This is a genomic window from Streptomyces odontotermitis (genome assembly GCF_050510915.1).
GTDB lineage: Bacteria > Actinomycetota > Actinomycetes > Streptomycetales > Streptomycetaceae > Streptomyces.
This window is the reverse complement of sequence record NZ_JBNJLS010000010.1, coordinates 277120-291436: the sequence shown is the minus strand read 5'-3', so window position 1 is coordinate 291436 and position 14317 is coordinate 277120. Positions and strand designations below refer to the sequence as shown.

Sequence of the window (14317 nt, the reverse complement as noted above, 5' to 3'; positions counted from 1 at the left end):
GAGGACGGACATACCGCCGCGTCCCCACCCCACCCCCGGCGGCAGCGGCGACAGCGGCAACAGCGGCAACAGCGGCAACAGCGGCAACACAGCCCCCCCCCCCGACGACGCCGGGCGCCCTCTCACTCCCCCCGCACCACATCCCGCCACGCCCCCGCGATCCCCTCCGCCACATCCCACGCCCCCACCGGCGCCCCCACCGAAACCCGCCGCCCCGCGAGCCCGTGCAGATACGCCGCCACCGACCCGGCGTCCCGCGCCCCCAGCCCCGCCGCGAGCAACGACCCGCCCAGCCCCGACAGCACGTCCCCGCTCCCCGCGGTGGCGAGCCAAGCGGTCCCGGTCGGGTTCACCCGCACCACCCCACCTGCCGCGTCCGCGACCAACGTCGTCGACCCCTTCAACAACACGGTCGCCCCGTACCGCCCCGCCAACTCCCGCACGGCGGCAAGCCGCCCCCGCTCCACCTCCGCCCGCTCCACCCCGAGCAGCGCGGCCGCCTCCCCCGCGTGCGGGGTCAGCAGCGTCGGCGCGGACCGGGCCCGCACGGCGGCGGCCTCCACGAGCCGCAGCCCGTCCGCGTCGATCAGCACGGGCACCTCCGCGTCGACGACGTCCCGCAGCCGCTCCCCCTCGTCCCCGAGCCCGGGCCCGGCCACCCACGCCTGCACCCGCCCCGCCTTCCCGGCCGGCCCCCGCGAGACCAGCGCCTCCGGGAAGCGGGCGAGCACCTCGTCCCCCGCGGGACCCACGTACCGCACGGCCCCCGCCCCACCCCGCAGCGCCCCCGCGACGGCGAGCACGGCCGCCCCCGGGTAGCGCGCGGATCCGGCCACGATCCCGACCACGCCCCTGCGGTACTTGTCGCTCTCCGCGCCCGGCTCCGGCAGCAGCGCCGCCACGTCGGCGTACTGGAGGGCCTCCAGGTCGCCCGTCTCCGGCAGCACCTCGCCGAGCCCGATGTCCACGAGCCGCACCGCCCCCGCGTACTCCCGCGCGGGGTCGACAAGCAGGCCCGGCTTGTACGTCCCGAAGGTCACCGTCACATCGGCGCGCACCGCCTCGCCGCGCACCTCGCCGGTGTCGGCGTCGACGCCGCTCGGCAGGTCGACGGCGACGACGGGCGCCCCTGACTCCCGTACGAGAGAAGCCAGTTGAGCCGCCTGTGGGCGCAGCCCGCCCCTGCCGCCGATGCCCACGATCCCGTCGACCACGAGGTCCGCGCGGGCCACCGCCGCCGCCACGGCCGCGTCCCGGGCCTCCTCCCGGGTCCCGTCCCCGACCACCCGGCCGCCCGCCGCCCGCAGCGCCGCGAGCCCGCCCGCGTGCACCCGCTCCGGCGCGAGCAGGACCGCGCCGACCCCGGCCCCGCGCCGGGCGAGCCGCGCCCCCGCGTACAGGGCGTCGCCGCCGTTGTCGCCGCTGCCCACGAGCAGCACCACCCGCGAGCCGTACACCCGGCCGAGCACCTGGGCGCAGGCGACGGCGAGCCCCGCCGCCGCCCGCTGCATGAGCGCCCCCTCGGGCACCCGCTCCATGAGCTCCCGCTCGGCCGCCCGCACCGTCTCCACGCCGTACGCAGTCCGCATGGGACCAAGTCTCCCCAACGCGCGGGCGGACCGCCCTCCAGGGGCCGGGTCACCCCTCCGCAATCACCACCGCCGAGGCCACCCCCGCGTCATGGCTCAGCGAGATGTGCCAGGCCCGCACCCCGAGCTCCGCCGCCCGCGCCGCGACCGTGCCGCGCACCCGCACCCGCGGCTGGCCGCTCTCCTCCACGTACACCTCGGCGTCCGTCCAGTGCAGACCGCCCGGCGCGCCGAGCGCCTTCGCCAGGGCCTCCTTCGCCGCGAATCGGGCCGCGAGCGAGGCGATGCCGCGCCGCTCGCCGCCGGGGAGCAGCAACTCGCTCTCCACGAAGAGCCGTTCGGCCATGCTCGGCGTGCGCTCCAGGGCCGCGCCGAACCGGGAGATCTCCGCGACGTCGATCCCCACCCCAATGATCATGAGCTCTCCACCGTCACCGACTTGGCCAGTTCTCGCCGCCGGGCCACCGACAGGCGGCCCCTCCGCACGCCGCAGCCTACGGCCGACGCCTGCTCCGGGTGACGCACCCCACCCTCCCCGCGCTTCAAACTCCCGTAACAATGGAATGTGATCTCTTCGGTCTCCTCGCCGCCACGGGGCGCCCACCGGCACAAGCCGGAGGCGACCCCCTTCGTCGACCTCACCCGCACCGAGTGGAGCGCGCTGCGCGACAAGACGCCGCTCCCCCTCACCGCCGAGGAGGTGGAGAAGCTCCGCGGCCTCGGCGACGTCATCGACCTCGACGAAGTGCGCGACATCTATCTGCCGCTCTCCCGCCTGCTCAACCTGTACGTCGGCGCCACCGACGGCCTGCGCGGCGCCCTCAACACCTTCCTCGGCGGCACCGGCGAGAAGGGCTCCCAGTCGGGCACGCCCTTCGTCATAGGAGTCGCCGGCTCCGTGGCCGTCGGCAAGTCCACCGTCGCCCGCCTGCTGCAGGCCCTGCTCTCCCGCTGGCCCGAGCACCCGCGCGTCGAGCTGGTCACCACGGACGGGTTCCTGCTGCCCACACGGGAGTTGGAGGCCCGCGGGCTGATGTCCCGCAAGGGCTTCCCGGAGTCGTACGACCGGCGCGCCCTGACCCGCTTCGTCGCCGACATCAAGGCGGGCAAGGACGAGGTGACCGCGCCCGTCTACTCGCACCTGATCTACGACATCGTGCCGGGACAGCGGCTCACCGTGCGCCGCCCGGACATCCTCATCGTCGAGGGCCTCAACGTCCTGCAGCCCGCCCTGCCCGGCAAGGACGGCCGCACCCGCGTCGGCCTCGCGGACTACTTCGACTTCAGCGTGTACGTGGACGCGCGCACCGAGGACATCGAGCGCTGGTACCTGAACCGCTTCCGCAAGCTGCGCGCGACGGCCTTCCAGAACCCCTCCTCGTACTTCCGCAAGTACACCCAGGTCTCGGAGGAGGAGGCCCTGGACTACGCGCGCACCACCTGGCGGACCATCAACAAGTTGAACCTGGTCGAGAACGTGGCCCCGACCCGCGGGCGCGCCACCCTCGTCGTCCGCAAGGGCCCCGACCACAAGGTGCAGCGGCTGCGGCTGCGCAAGCTCTGACCGGCCGGGCTACGGTTTGCGCATGCTGCATCTGCGCCTGATCACGCCCGCCGACCGGACGGACGAGGTGGTGCGCCTCATCGAGAAGACGACCGGCACCACCCACCTCGCCGTGGTGCCGGGCGCCGCCCGCAACCCCGTGGGCGACGTCGTCATGTGCGACGTCGCACGCGAGGCGGGCGACGAACTCATCGGCGGCCTGCGGGCGTTGGACATCGACAAGACGGGCTCGATCGCCGTCGAGAACATCGACCTGTCACTGTCGAAGCGGGCCGACAAGGCCGAGGACGAGGCGCCGGGAGAGGGCGCGGACGCGGTCCTGTGGGAGCAGCTGACGGACGCGACGCACGAGGAGTCGACGCTCTCGGTCACCTACGTCGCGTTCATCACCATCGCCACGATGATCGCGGCCTGCGGTGTGGTGCTCGACAACGCGATCCTGATCGTCGGCGCGATGGCGGTGGGCCCCGAGTTCGGCCCACTCGCGGGCTTCTGCACGGCGCTCGTGCAGCGCGCCCCGCGCCTGGCCCTGCGCTCGCTGATCGCCCTGGTGACGGGCTTCGCGGTGGCGATGGCGGTGACCGTGGGCTTCAGCTACTTCATGGACGCGGTCGACCTGTTCTCCGCAAAGGCCCTGGAGGCGGACCGCCCCAACACCAACTTCATCTACCGGCCCGACTGGTTCTCCTTCGTCGTGGCCGTCCTCGCGGGCGCCGCGGGCACGCTCTCCCTGACCTCGGCGAAGTCGGGCGCCCTCGTGGGCGTGGCGATCTCGGTGACCACGGTCCCGGCCGCCGCGAACGCCGCCGTCGCCTTCAGCTACAGCGCGTACAAGCAGGCGTGGGGCTCGACGGAGCAGCTCCTGCTGAATCTGCTGGGCATCATCCTCGCCGGTACGCTCACGCTGCTCGCCCAGAAGCTCCTCTGGGCCAGACAGCGCGAGCGCACCGCCAAGGCCGGACTGTCCTAGCCGAACTGTCCTAGCCGAGCGCGGACTTCACGACGTCCGCGAGGCGCCCGGCCACCGACCGCGCCTGGTCGATGTCGGCCGCCTCGACCATGACGCGCACCAGCGGCTCGGTGCCCGAGGGGCGAAGCAGCACCCGGCCGGTGGCGCCCAGCTCGCGCTCGGCCTCGCCGACCGCGGCGGTCAGCTCGGGCGAGGTGCGCACGCGGGACTTGTCGACGTCCGGCACGTTGATCAGGACCTGGGGCAGCCGCTCCATGACGGCGGCGAGGTCCTTGAGGCTGCGCCCGGTCTGCGCGACCCGCGCCGCGAGCAGCAGCCCGGTCAGGGTGCCGTCCCCGGTGGTGGCGTGGTCCAGGACGATGACGTGCCCGGACTGCTCGCCGCCGAGCGCGAAGCCGTGCTCCTTCATCGACTCGAGCACGTACCGGTCGCCCACCGCCGTCTGCACGAGGGCGAGCCCCTCGCGCTCCATGGCCAGCTTGAAGCCGAGGTTCGACATGACGGTCGCGACGACGGTGTCCCGGCGCAGGGCGCCGCGCTCGCGCATGGCGAGGGCGAGGACCGCGAGGATCTGGTCGCCGTCGACCTCGGCACCGGTGTGGTCCACGGCCAGGCAGCGGTCGGCGTCGCCGTCGTGCGCGATGCCGAAGTCGGCGCCGTGCTCGACGACGGCGGCCTTCAGGAGGTCCAGGTGGGTCGAGCCGCAGCCGTCGTTGATGTTGAGCCCGTCCGGCTCGGCACCGATCGTGATGATCTCGGCGCCCGCGCGCGTGAACGCCTCGGGCGAGACCCGCGCGGCCGCGCCGTGCGCCTCGTCCAGGACGACCTTGAGGCCTTCGAGCCGGTTGGGCAGCACGCCGATGAGGTGCGCGACGTACTGGTCGAGCCCCTCGTCGTACGTCTTCACGCGGCCGACCCCGGCACCGGTGGGCCGCTCCCAGGGGGCGCCGGTGCGGTGCTCCTCGTAGACGGACTCGATGCGGTCCTCCAGCTCGTCGGCGAGCTTGTGGCCGCCGCGGGCGAAGAACTTGATGCCGTTGTCGGGCATGGCGTTGTGGCTCGCGGAGAGCATCACACCGAGGTCGGCGCCCAGCGCACCGGTGAGATGCGCCACCGCGGGGGTGGGCAGCACACCGACGCGCAGGACGTCCACGCCCGCGCTCGCCAGGCCCGCGACCACCGCGGCCTCCAGGAACTCCCCGGACGCGCGCGGGTCACGCCCCACCACCGCCACCGGGCGGTGGCCCGCGAAGGTGCCCGCCTCGCCGAGCACATGAGCCGCCGCGACGGAGAGTCCGAGCGCGAGCTCGGCCGTCAGATCCGCGTTGGCGACACCGCGCACGCCGTCCGTGCCGAAGAGTCGTCCCACTGGTGGTCCTCCGAACTTTCGAAAACCTTCGGAATTAAGTCCGAGCTTGCTAGCTCCTGAGAGCTCATGAGAGCTACTGAGCACTACTGGCAACTTCGGGGCGCCATATGCCGTTATACGCCCGGCAGCCCCATAAACGAACGCCCCGACGGCACAGTGAGTGCCGCCGGGGCGAACGAGACGTACAAGCAGGCAGCGATTAGCGCTTGCTGTACTGCGGAGCCTTGCGGGCCTTCTTGAGACCGGCCTTCTTGCGCTCGACCGCACGGTCGTCACGCTTCAGGTAACCGGCCTTCTTCAGGGCGCCGCGGTTGTTGTCGACGTCGGCCTCGTTCAGAGCGCGGGCGACACCGAGACGGAGCGCACCGGCCTGACCGGAGACGCCGCCACCCGAGATGCGGGCGATGACGTCGTAGCGGCCGTCCAGCTCGAGCACCTTGAAGGGCTCGTTGACTTCCTGCTGGTGGACCTTGTTCGGGAAGTAGTCCTCGAGCGTGCGCCCGTTGACCTTCCACTTGCCGGTGCCCGGGACGATCCGGACGCGGGCGATGGCGTTCTTGCGGCGGCCCAGGCCGGCGGCCGGCTGGGGGTCGCCGAAGCGCGCGGCGTTCGACTCCGAGGTGTACTCGCCCTCGACGGGGGCCTCGGACTCGGAGGTGTAGGACTCGATGTCGACGTTCTCGGCGTTCTCGTCGAGCGGCTGCTCGGCAGTGGTCTCGGCCACGATTCTCCTCAGATTTCTTTTCGTCTTAGGGGGTGGCCGGAACTACTGCGCGACCTGGGTGATCTCGAACGGCACCGGCTGCTGGGCAGCGTGCGGGTGCTGGTCGCCCGAGTAGACCTTCAGCTTCGAGAGCATCTGACGGCCCAGGGTGTTCTTGGGGAGCATGCCCTTGACGGCCTTCTCGATGGCCTTCTCGGGGCTCTTCTCGAGCAGCTCGTCGTAACGGACGGACCGCAGACCACCCGGGTAACCGGAGTGGCGGTACGCCATCTTCTGGGTCTTCTTGTTGCCGGAGAGGTGCACCTTCTCGGCGTTGATGATGATGACGAAGTCACCGGTGTCAACGTGAGGGGCGTAGATCGGCTTGTGCTTGCCGCGCAGGAGCGTGGCAGCGGTGGTCGCCAGACGACCCAGGACGATGTCCCGGGCGTCGATGACGTGCCACTGGCGGGTCACATCGCCGGGCTTGGGGCTGTACGTACGCACTTCGTAGCCTTCGCTTCTTCAGTGGATGGGGTCCAGACACACGGCACCCAGGAAGCGATCATGCAGCTGGGGCTCACAATGCCGGGGACGCTGCCCGTATGCGAGCCACTGGTAACTGCTCCAGGGAACCTACGTAAGGCCCTTTCGCGTGAGAACGAGGAAGCCAATACGTATCAGTCCACGAGACTACCCGCGCCGCCCCGTTTGGGTCAAAACGCAGTCCTGGAGACCGGCACCGCCGGCTCCACCGCCTCGGGCGGTCCTGTCGGATCCAGGGTAACCGGCCGCCGCACGCAGCACCGCGCGACGGTCACCGCGAGGACACACAGCGTGAAGCAGTCCTTGAACGCCCGCCTCGTCCCCGCCTCCAGCCACGGCCACCCGAACCCCGGCACCTGCGGCAGCAGCGCCAGCCAGAACCAGGGGTCGCGCGCCACCGCCCCCGGCCCCGACAGCGCCCCCGCGAGCAGCAGCGGGACGACGACCAGGAGGTAGTGGTCGTACGAGGGCCGGGAGACGAGGAAGGCCGCGAGCATCAGCAGCACGGCGGTCTCCACCACCCGCGCGGCCCCGGCGCTCCCCCACGCCCCCGCGCCGTCCGGCTCCCGCCCCCGCGCACCGCCGCGCTCCCACCGCCGCCAGGCGCACCACACCCCCGCCACCGCCGCCACCGCGGCCAGCAGAGTCGCCGCCCCCTGCGGCACCCCGAGCCGCGGCAGCACGGCCGCGGGGGACGCCTCATAAAGGCGTACGAAGCTGTCGTGCCCGCGCAGTAGGAAGGGCAGCGTCCGCGTGAAGAAGCCCCCCGGGTCCGGCATGAGCAGCGCCGCCCCCGCCGAGACACCCAGGGGCACGAGGAGCGCGCCGGACAGCGCCCGCCACCGCCGCGCGAAGACGAAGAGCAGCAGGACCGGGGCGAGCAGCGGCTTCAGGGCGACGGCGGCCCCGATCACCAGCCCCGCAGCACCCCACCGCCCCCGGCACACGCACAGCAGCGCCACCGGCAGCGCGGCCGCGGAGACCACGGTCCAGTTCCCGAGCGCGACGAGGTGCCCGAACGGCGCGAAGCCCAGGGCGAGCCCGAGCAGCCCGCCCGCCGCGAACCGGCTGCGCCAGGGCACCCCGTGGATCCGCAGCGCACACCCCCACCCCACGACGAGCGCCCCGGTGACCACCGCCGGCACGAGGAACCGCAGCACACCGAGCGGCAGCAGCGCCTGCGGCACCGCGGCGAGCACGGCCCCCGGGAGATAGAGGAAGTGCCGGTCCCCGTAAGGCGATCCACCGTCGAGCCAGGTCCGGGCGGCCCGCACGACGATGGCGTTGTCCATCCCACCGTCCGAGAAGCGCAGCCCCACCCGGACGACCCCGGCGACGAGGACGGCCCCGAGGGCGCCCCGGACGTGCCAGGTCACCGGCCGCAACACCCAAGCAGAAAGTGCTGAATTGCCCCTGTTCATGCGCGTCAGGCTAGGTGGATCGGGCCCTTCAACCCCCACTCAACATCCCGGGAGGCCCGTCTAAGATGCGCCCCATGAGCTTTGGGCAAGGGGGACCCCAGTGGGGCCCCGGGGGGTCGCAGACTCCGGACTGGGCGGCGCTGGCCGAGGCGTCCGAGAACCGCAACCGCCGCCGCAAGTGGCTGATGATCGGCGGTGGCGCGCTCGCCACGGTCGCGGTCGCCGCTGCCGTCGCGGTCGCGGTCGTCTCCGCGAACAGTGACAACAGCTCGGCCTCCAACAAGCCGGCCTCCGAGCTGCCCACCACCGCGGACATCCCGAAGGACAGCAACGCCCCCGACCCGTCCTTCGAGGCGACCACTCCCCCGCCGCCGCCGGACCCGATGGACTTCATCTCCAGCGCCGAGAAGGACAAGGCGCCGCTCAGCCCGACGACGCTCTACCCGGGCAAGACGCTGACCTCCGGCGACCGCGTCTACAAGAAGGGCGGCACCGACTCCACGTCGAAGTGCGCGTCCCGCACCCAGGGCCCCCTCGGCGCCCTGCTCACCAAGAACAAGTGCACCCGTCTGATCCGCGCGACCTACAGCAAGGACGGCATCGGGGTCACGGTCGGCGTCGCCCTCTTCGACACGGCGGCCCAGGCGAGCAAGGCCAAGGACCAGTGGGAGGACGGCAACGTGACCTCGCTGGTCGGCCACGGCGCACCCACCTTCTGCCGCCAGGGCCTGTGCCGCTCGACCGCCAACTCGTACGGCCGCTACGCCTACTTCACGACGTCCGGCTTCGCCGGCGGCAAGGACGTCACGAAGAAGGACAGCAAGGTCTACCAACTCAGCGACGACGTGGCCCGCTTCACCTTCCAGCAGATCAACCGCCGCGGCGAGGCCCAGGCTTCGGCCGCGGCGGGCATGCCCCAGTAGCAGCCGGGCCGGCGGCCGCCGGTCAGCAGCAGGAGGCCCCGGACTCCCCGGGCAACGTCCGCCTGTTCCGGGCCTCCTGGCTCCGCGCCGCCAGCAACTCGTCGGCGGGGTAACCGACTTCCTCCAGCGTGAGCCCGTGCGGCCGCACGACGTGCACGGCGGAGTCCCGCACCCGCGCCTCGAGCACCTTCGCGGGCCACTCGGAGGGCCGGTGCCCGTCCCCCACGAACAGCAGGGCACCGACGAGCGACCGCACCATGTTGTGGCAGAAGGCATCGGCCCGCACGGTGGCGGTGAGGATCCCGTCCCCGCCCCGCTCCCAGCTCAACTGCTGCAGCGTACGGATGGTCGTGGCACCCTCGCGCTTCTTGCAGTAGGCCGCGAAGTCGTGCTCCCCGACGAGGCCCTCGGCCGCGGCGTTCATGGCATCGACGTCCAACTCCCAGTCGTGCCACAGGACATGACCCCGCAGCAGCGGATCGACGCCACCGGGATGGTCGGTCACGCGATACGCGTACCGCCGCCACACGGCGGAGAACCGCGCGTTGAACCCGGCGGGAGCCTCGGCCGCCCTCCACACCCGGACGTCGTGCGGCAGCCGCCCGGCCAGCCGCCGCAGCAGCTTCTCCCGGTGCTCGGCCCACACGCTCTCCGGCAGGTCCACATGGGCCACCTGCCCCCGCGCGTGCACCCCGCTGTCGGTCCGCCCGGCGACGGTGAGCTCGTACGTCTCCTGCGACCGCGTCACGGTCCGCAGCGCGTCCTCGATCTCCCCCTGGACGGTCCGCTGGCCCTCCCGCTGCTTGGCCCAGCCGGAAAAGTCCTTCCCGTCGTACGAAAGGTCAAGGCGCACCCGTACGAACCCGGGCTCTACTTCATCGCTCACACCAGTCATCCTCTCAGCACCCCGCACATGCGAGAGCGGGCCCGCCCCACAGGGGCAGACCCGCTCACGGCAAGGCGCGGCCTTACTTGGACTCGTCGCCCTCGGGCTTCGCGTCCTCGACGACCTCGTCGGCCTTGGCCTCGACGGCCTCGTCCTTCTTGAGGGCGTCTTCCTTGACGGCACGCTTCGTGGCCGCCTCGGCCTCACCGGTGGCCTGCTGGGCCACGGTCAGGGCCTCCACCAGCTCGATGACGGCCATGGGCGCGTTGTCGCCACGGCGGTTACCGATCTTGGTGATGCGGGTGTAGCCACCCGGGCGGTTCTCGTAGCGCGGGCCGATCTCCGTGAAGAGCGTGTGCACGACGCTCTTGTCGGTGATGACCTGCAGCACCTGGCGGCGGTTGTGAAGGTCGCCCTTCTTCGCCTTGGTGACCAGACGCTCCGCGTAGGGACGCAGACGCCGGGCCTTCGCCTCGGTGGTGGTGATGCGACCGTGCTCGAACAGGTCCTTGGCGAGGTTCGCCAGCATCAGCCGCTCGTGCGAGGCGCTGCCGCCCAGACGGGCACCCTTGGTGGGCTTCGGCATGGTGTTTCTCCTTGTGATCTGCCCCGGCCGTGTCAGGTACCGGGGTCAGTGGACCCGCGCCCCGTAAGGGGCGCGGGGAGCTGCGCGAGCAACCACAACGCACGCGCAGCCAAATTCAAACGACCAGTCCCGAGCTCTTAGTACTGCTCGGTCTCGACGAAGCCCGCGTCGGCGTCGTCATCCGCGCCGAAGGCGTCCGCCGCGGCGGTCGGGTCGAAGCCGGGGGGCGAGTCCTTCAGCGCGAGACCCATCCCGTTGAGCTTCATCTTGACCTCGTCGATCGACTTCGCACCGAAGTTGCGGATGTCGAGCAGGTCGGCCTCGGAGCGGGCGACGAGCTCACCCACGGAGTGGATGCCCTCGCGCTTGAGGCAGTTGTACGACCGAACGGTGAGCTCGAGCTCCTCGATCGGCAGCGCCAGATCGGCGGCCAGGGCGGCGTCCGTCGGGGACGGACCCATGTCGATGCCCTCGGCGTCGATGTTGAGCTCACGGGCCAGGCCGAAGAGCTCGACCAGCGTCTTACCGGCAGACGCCATGGCGTCACGCGGACGCATGGCCTGCTTGGTCTCGACGTCGACGATCAGCTTGTCGAAGTCGGTGCGCTGCTCGACACGCGTGGCCTCGACCTTGTACGTGACCTTGAGAACCGGCGAGTAGATGGAGTCGACCGGAATGCGACCGATCTCCTGGCCCACCTGCTTGTTCTGCACGGCGGAGACGTAGCCGCGACCGCGCTCGACGGTCAGCTCCATCTCCAGCTTGCCCTTGCCGTTGAGCGTGGCGAGGACGAGGTCGGGGTTGTGCACCTCGACACCGGCCGGGGGCGCGATGTCGGCGGCGGTGACCAGACCCGGGCCCTGCTTGCGCAGGTACATCACGACCGGCTCGTCGTGCTCCGAGGAGACGACCAGCTGCTTGATGTTGAGGATCAGGTCGGTGACGTCCTCCTTGACGCCCGGCACGGTGGTGAACTCGTGCAGCACGCCGTCGATGCGGATGGACGTGACCGCCGCACCCGGGATCGAGGAGAGGAGGGTCCGGCGGAGGGAGTTGCCGAGGGTGTAGCCGAAGCCCGGCTCCAGCGGCTCGATGACGAACCGGGAGCGGAACTCGTCGACGACCTCTTCGGTCAACGAGGGACGCTGAGCGATCAGCATGAAGTGATTCCTTCAGTCAGGGGCACCCACTATTTGATGCCCTGATTCGTTACAAGGGTACGGGCGATACGGCCCCGAAGAGCCGTACCGCCCGAATCCTCAAGTCAAGCGACGTACGAACGTCAGACGCGACGACGCTTGGGCGGACGGCAGCCGTTGTGCGGCGTGGGCGTCACGTCCTGGATCGAGCCGACCTCGAGGCCGGTCGCCTGCAGCGAACGGATCGCGGTCTCACGGCCGGAGCCGGGGCCCTTCACGAACACGTCGACCTTGCGCATGCCGTGCTCCTGCGCGCGACGGGCGGCCGACTCGGCAGCCATCTGCGCGGCGAACGGGGTCGACTTGCGCGAACCCTTGAAGCCGACGTGGCCGGCGGAGGCCCACGAGATCACGTTGCCGGTCGGGTCCGTGATGGACACGATCGTGTTGTTGAACGTGCTCTTGATGTGCGCGTGGCCGTGAGCGACGTTCTTCTTTTCCTTGCGGCGCACCTTCTTGGCAGCGCCCTGACGACCCTTGGGGGGCATCTATAACTCCTACGGGAGGTGGTCGGTCCTGCAGCGCCAGCTGTCGATAGACCGCTGAGCGAGGACTACTTCTTGCCCGGCTTCTTCTTACCGGCGATGGCGCGACGCGGGCCCTTGCGGGTGCGAGCGTTGGTGCTGGTGCGCTGACCGCGGACCGGCAGGCCGCGACGGTGACGCAGACCCTGGTAGCAGCCGATCTCGACCTTGCGGCGGATGTCGGCCTGGATCTCGCGACGGAGGTCACCCTCGGTCTTGATGTTCGCGTCCACGTACTCGCGGATCTTGACGAGGTCTTCCTCGGTCAGGTCGCGAACACGGGTGTTGCGGTCCACCTCGGTGGCGTCCAGCGTCTGCTGAGACAGCGTCCGGCCGATGCCGAACACGTAGGTGAGGGCGACCTCGATGCGCTTGTCGCGCGGGAGGTCAACACCTTCAACGCGTGCCATTCATGGCTCCTGTGAATCTTCGGAGGTGTGTAGCAGAACCACTCCCAGGTGCCGTATGAGGTACAGCCTGGGTCCCCGGCCTCCGACCGAGGGTGTCGCCCTCCATTACCTGCGATGGAGCTGAAGAGGGACGGGTCCTGCGTATGTACTTGCTGTGCGTCGCGCGAAAATCTGCGAACTGCAGTCGTGCGTCAGCCCTGGCGCTGCTTGTGGCGCGGGTTGTCGCAAATGATCATGACCCGGCCGTGACGGCGGATCACCCTGCACTTGTCGCAGATCTTCTTGACGCTCGGCTTGACCTTCATTGGTGAGGTTCTCCGGGTCAGTGCCACCACCCCGCCGGAGCGGAGTGCGGGCAAGATCTACTTGTACCGGTAGACGATCCGGCCACGCGTCAGGTCGTACGGAGACAGCTCCACCACGACCCGGTCGTCAGGGAGGATGCGGATGTAGTGCATGCGCATCTTGCCGCTGATGTGTGCCAGGACCTGGTGGCCGTTCTGGAGCTCCACCTTGAACATGGCGTTCGGAAGAGACTCGACGACAGTGCCTTCGATCTCGATGGCACCTTGCTTCTTGGCCACGCTTCGCCCTTCGAATCGACTACCTTGATCGACTCCCACCCCGTAGGACCTACAAGCCTGTAGACATACGGATGCACGAGAGCCGACGAGTCAGTCTACGTCAGGGCACCCGGAAAGACGAATCGAGAAAGAATGCCCCATCGGCAAGATCCTTAAGCAAGCGGGAGGTCAGGCCGCGGGATCGGGCGCCGCGACGATCCCCAGCTCCGCCAGCTTCGCCTTGCCCCCATCGGGCGAGGTCAGCACCAGCGGGCCCTCCTCCGTCAGCGCGATGGAGTGCTCCCAGTGCGAGGACCAGGTGCCGTCCGTCGTGATGACGGTCCATTCGTCCTCGAGGACCTCGGTCTTCGGTGTGCCGAGGCTCACCATCGGCTCGATCGCCAGGCAGAGGCCGGGGACCAGCTTGGGGCCGCGGCCGCGCCGGCGCTCCACGTAGTTCAGCAGGTGCGGGTCCATGTGCATCTCGGTGCCGATGCCGTGGCCGCCGTAGTCCTCGATGATCCCGTACTTGCCGCTGGCCGGACGCGGCTGGCGGCGGATGTACGTCTCGATGGCGCGGGAGACGTCGACCAGGCGGTTGCCCTGCTTCATGGCCGCGATGCCCGCCCACATCGACTCCTCGGTCACCCGGGAGAGCTCGACCAGCTCCGGTGCGTGACCGGTGCCCACGAACGCGGTGTACGCGGCGTCGCCGTGCCAGCCGTCGATGATCGCGCCCGCGTCGATGGAGATGATGTCGCCGTCCTTGAGGACGGTCTTGTCGTCTGGGATGCCGTGGACCACGACCTCGTTGACCGAGGTGCAGATGGTCGCGGGGAAGCCGCCGTAGCCGAGGAAGTTCGACTTGGCGCCGTGCTCCGCGATCACCTTGCGCGCGACCTCGTCGAGGTCCCGCGTGGTGGCGCCGGGCACGGCCGCCTCACGGGTGGCCGCGTGGATCGCGGCCACGACCAGTCCCGCCTCGCGCATCTTCGCGATCTGCTCGGGGGTCTTGATCTGCACCATGGGGCTTCAGCTCTCCGTCTCACGTACAACCGTTGTGC

Annotated in this window: 17 protein-coding genes; 3 read left to right on the top strand and 14 right to left on the bottom strand. The window is 70.5% G+C overall.

Translation table 11 applies throughout. From position 1 onward, the window contains the following. Positions 1 to 122: 122 nt before the first annotated feature. Together ACQB60_RS27285 and ACQB60_RS27280 are read right to left on the bottom strand one after the other, a co-directional pair. Positions 123 to 1589, bottom strand: a complete 1467-nt coding sequence (locus ACQB60_RS27285; protein ID WP_496928728.1) for an NAD(P)H-hydrate dehydratase — start codon at positions 1587 to 1589, stop codon at positions 123 to 125. A gap of 49 nt (positions 1590 to 1638) precedes the next feature. Beyond that, positions 1639 to 2007 carry a holo-ACP synthase gene (locus ACQB60_RS27280; RefSeq protein ID WP_496928727.1) on the bottom strand — a complete coding sequence of 123 codons (369 nt, stop codon included), beginning with the start codon at positions 2005 to 2007 and terminating at the stop codon, positions 1639 to 1641. A 147-nt stretch (positions 2008 to 2154) separates the two neighbouring features. Between ACQB60_RS27280 and coaA the strand changes: the two genes are divergently transcribed. Together coaA and ACQB60_RS27270 are read left to right on the top strand one after the other, a co-directional pair. Beyond that, positions 2155 to 3153 (top strand): type I pantothenate kinase, encoded by a 999-nt coding sequence (gene coaA, locus ACQB60_RS27275; protein ID WP_496928726.1) that lies wholly within the window; start codon positions 2155 to 2157, stop codon positions 3151 to 3153. 22 nt (positions 3154 to 3175) lie between these two features. Continuing rightward, complete coding sequence (locus ACQB60_RS27270) at positions 3176 to 4123, top strand: DUF389 domain-containing protein (RefSeq protein WP_496928725.1); 948 nt, start codon at positions 3176 to 3178, stop codon at positions 4121 to 4123. A gap of 10 nt (positions 4124 to 4133) precedes the next feature. On the opposite strand, the gene glmM is transcribed toward ACQB60_RS27270, so the two are convergent. From glmM to ACQB60_RS27250, 4 genes are all read right to left on the bottom strand, one after another. Then, a complete protein-coding gene (gene glmM, locus ACQB60_RS27265; RefSeq protein WP_496928724.1) occupies positions 4134 to 5492 on the bottom strand; it encodes a phosphoglucosamine mutase in 1359 nt (452 codons plus the stop codon). A gap of 199 nt (positions 5493 to 5691) precedes the next feature. Next, a complete protein-coding gene (gene rpsI, locus ACQB60_RS27260) occupies positions 5692 to 6216 on the bottom strand; it encodes a 30S ribosomal protein S9 (RefSeq protein WP_496928723.1) in 525 nt (174 codons plus the stop codon). 42 nt (positions 6217 to 6258) lie between these two features. Then, the gene (gene rplM / locus ACQB60_RS27255; protein ID WP_496928722.1) at positions 6259 to 6702 is read right to left on the bottom strand and encodes a 50S ribosomal protein L13; all 444 of its coding nucleotides are present in this window, start codon (positions 6700 to 6702) and stop codon (positions 6259 to 6261) included. Between the two features lie 209 nt (positions 6703 to 6911). Beyond that, positions 6912 to 8126 carry a glycosyltransferase family 87 protein gene (locus ACQB60_RS27250; RefSeq protein ID WP_496928738.1) on the bottom strand — a complete coding sequence of 405 codons (1215 nt, stop codon included), beginning with the start codon at positions 8124 to 8126 and terminating at the stop codon, positions 6912 to 6914. A gap of 110 nt (positions 8127 to 8236) precedes the next feature. Here ACQB60_RS27250 and ACQB60_RS27245 point away from each other — a divergent pair, with 110 nt between their 5' ends. Further along, on the top strand, positions 8237 to 9085 hold the full coding sequence (locus tag ACQB60_RS27245; protein ID WP_496928721.1) for a hypothetical protein: 849 nt from the start codon (positions 8237 to 8239) through the stop codon (positions 9083 to 9085). Positions 9086 to 9107: 22 nt separating this feature from the next. Here ACQB60_RS27245 and truA read toward each other — a convergent pair whose 3' ends face one another. The 8 genes from truA to map all read right to left on the bottom strand — a co-directional run bounded on the left by truA (position 9108) and on the right by map (position 14279). Beyond that, positions 9108 to 9971 (bottom strand): tRNA pseudouridine(38-40) synthase TruA, encoded by an 864-nt coding sequence (gene truA / locus ACQB60_RS27240; RefSeq protein ID WP_496928720.1) that lies wholly within the window; start codon positions 9969 to 9971, stop codon positions 9108 to 9110. A gap of 82 nt (positions 9972 to 10053) precedes the next feature. Next, positions 10054 to 10557 carry a 50S ribosomal protein L17 gene (gene rplQ / locus ACQB60_RS27235; RefSeq protein WP_384829964.1) on the bottom strand — a complete coding sequence of 168 codons (504 nt, stop codon included), beginning with the start codon at positions 10555 to 10557 and terminating at the stop codon, positions 10054 to 10056. Between the two features lie 137 nt (positions 10558 to 10694). Further along, on the bottom strand, positions 10695 to 11717 hold the full coding sequence (locus tag ACQB60_RS27230) for a DNA-directed RNA polymerase subunit alpha (protein WP_016645160.1): 1023 nt from the start codon (positions 11715 to 11717) through the stop codon (positions 10695 to 10697). A 122-nt stretch (positions 11718 to 11839) separates the two neighbouring features. Further along, positions 11840 to 12244: a 30S ribosomal protein S11 gene (gene rpsK / locus ACQB60_RS27225; RefSeq protein WP_003948617.1), complete on the bottom strand. Its 405-nt coding sequence runs from the start codon at positions 12242 to 12244 to the stop codon at positions 11840 to 11842. Between the two features lie 65 nt (positions 12245 to 12309). Continuing rightward, the gene (rpsM, locus tag ACQB60_RS27220; RefSeq protein ID WP_055698234.1) at positions 12310 to 12690 is read right to left on the bottom strand and encodes a 30S ribosomal protein S13; all 381 of its coding nucleotides are present in this window, start codon (positions 12688 to 12690) and stop codon (positions 12310 to 12312) included. 191 nt (positions 12691 to 12881) lie between these two features. Continuing rightward, positions 12882 to 12995 carry a 50S ribosomal protein L36 gene (gene rpmJ / locus ACQB60_RS27215; protein WP_003948619.1) on the bottom strand — a complete coding sequence of 38 codons (114 nt, stop codon included), beginning with the start codon at positions 12993 to 12995 and terminating at the stop codon, positions 12882 to 12884. A 57-nt stretch (positions 12996 to 13052) separates the two neighbouring features. Then, positions 13053 to 13274 carry a translation initiation factor IF-1 gene (infA, locus tag ACQB60_RS27210; RefSeq protein ID WP_003948620.1) on the bottom strand — a complete coding sequence of 74 codons (222 nt, stop codon included), beginning with the start codon at positions 13272 to 13274 and terminating at the stop codon, positions 13053 to 13055. A gap of 168 nt (positions 13275 to 13442) precedes the next feature. Then, positions 13443 to 14279 carry a type I methionyl aminopeptidase gene (gene map / locus ACQB60_RS27205; protein ID WP_496928719.1) on the bottom strand — a complete coding sequence of 279 codons (837 nt, stop codon included), beginning with the start codon at positions 14277 to 14279 and terminating at the stop codon, positions 13443 to 13445. Positions 14280 to 14317: the final 38 nt, after the last annotated feature.

Bases quoted from the DNA above. Each gene is read 5' to 3' on its own strand.
- ACQB60_RS27285 (WP_496928728.1), bottom strand. From the start codon at position 1,589: ATGCGGACTGCGTACGGCGTGGAGACGGTGCGGGCGGCCGAGCGGGAG.
- ACQB60_RS27280 (WP_496928727.1), bottom strand. From the start codon at position 2,007: ATGATCATTGGGGTGGGGATCGACGTCGCGGAGATCTCCCGGTTCGGC.
- ACQB60_RS27270 (WP_496928725.1), top strand. From the start codon at position 3,176: ATGCTGCATCTGCGCCTGATCACGCCCGCCGACCGGACGGACGAGGTG.
- ACQB60_RS27245 (WP_496928721.1), top strand. From the start codon at position 8,237: ATGAGCTTTGGGCAAGGGGGACCCCAGTGGGGCCCCGGGGGGTCGCAG.
- rplQ (WP_384829964.1), bottom strand. From the start codon at position 10,557: ATGCCGAAGCCCACCAAGGGTGCCCGTCTGGGCGGCAGCGCCTCGCAC.
- ACQB60_RS27230 (WP_016645160.1), bottom strand. From the start codon at position 11,717: ATGCTGATCGCTCAGCGTCCCTCGTTGACCGAAGAGGTCGTCGACGAG.
- rpsK (WP_003948617.1), bottom strand. From the start codon at position 12,244: ATGCCCCCCAAGGGTCGTCAGGGCGCTGCCAAGAAGGTGCGCCGCAAG.
- rpsM (WP_055698234.1), bottom strand. From the start codon at position 12,690: ATGGCACGCGTTGAAGGTGTTGACCTCCCGCGCGACAAGCGCATCGAG.
- rpmJ (WP_003948619.1), bottom strand. From the start codon at position 12,995: ATGAAGGTCAAGCCGAGCGTCAAGAAGATCTGCGACAAGTGCAGGGTG.
- map (WP_496928719.1), bottom strand. From the start codon at position 14,279: ATGGTGCAGATCAAGACCCCCGAGCAGATCGCGAAGATGCGCGAGGCG.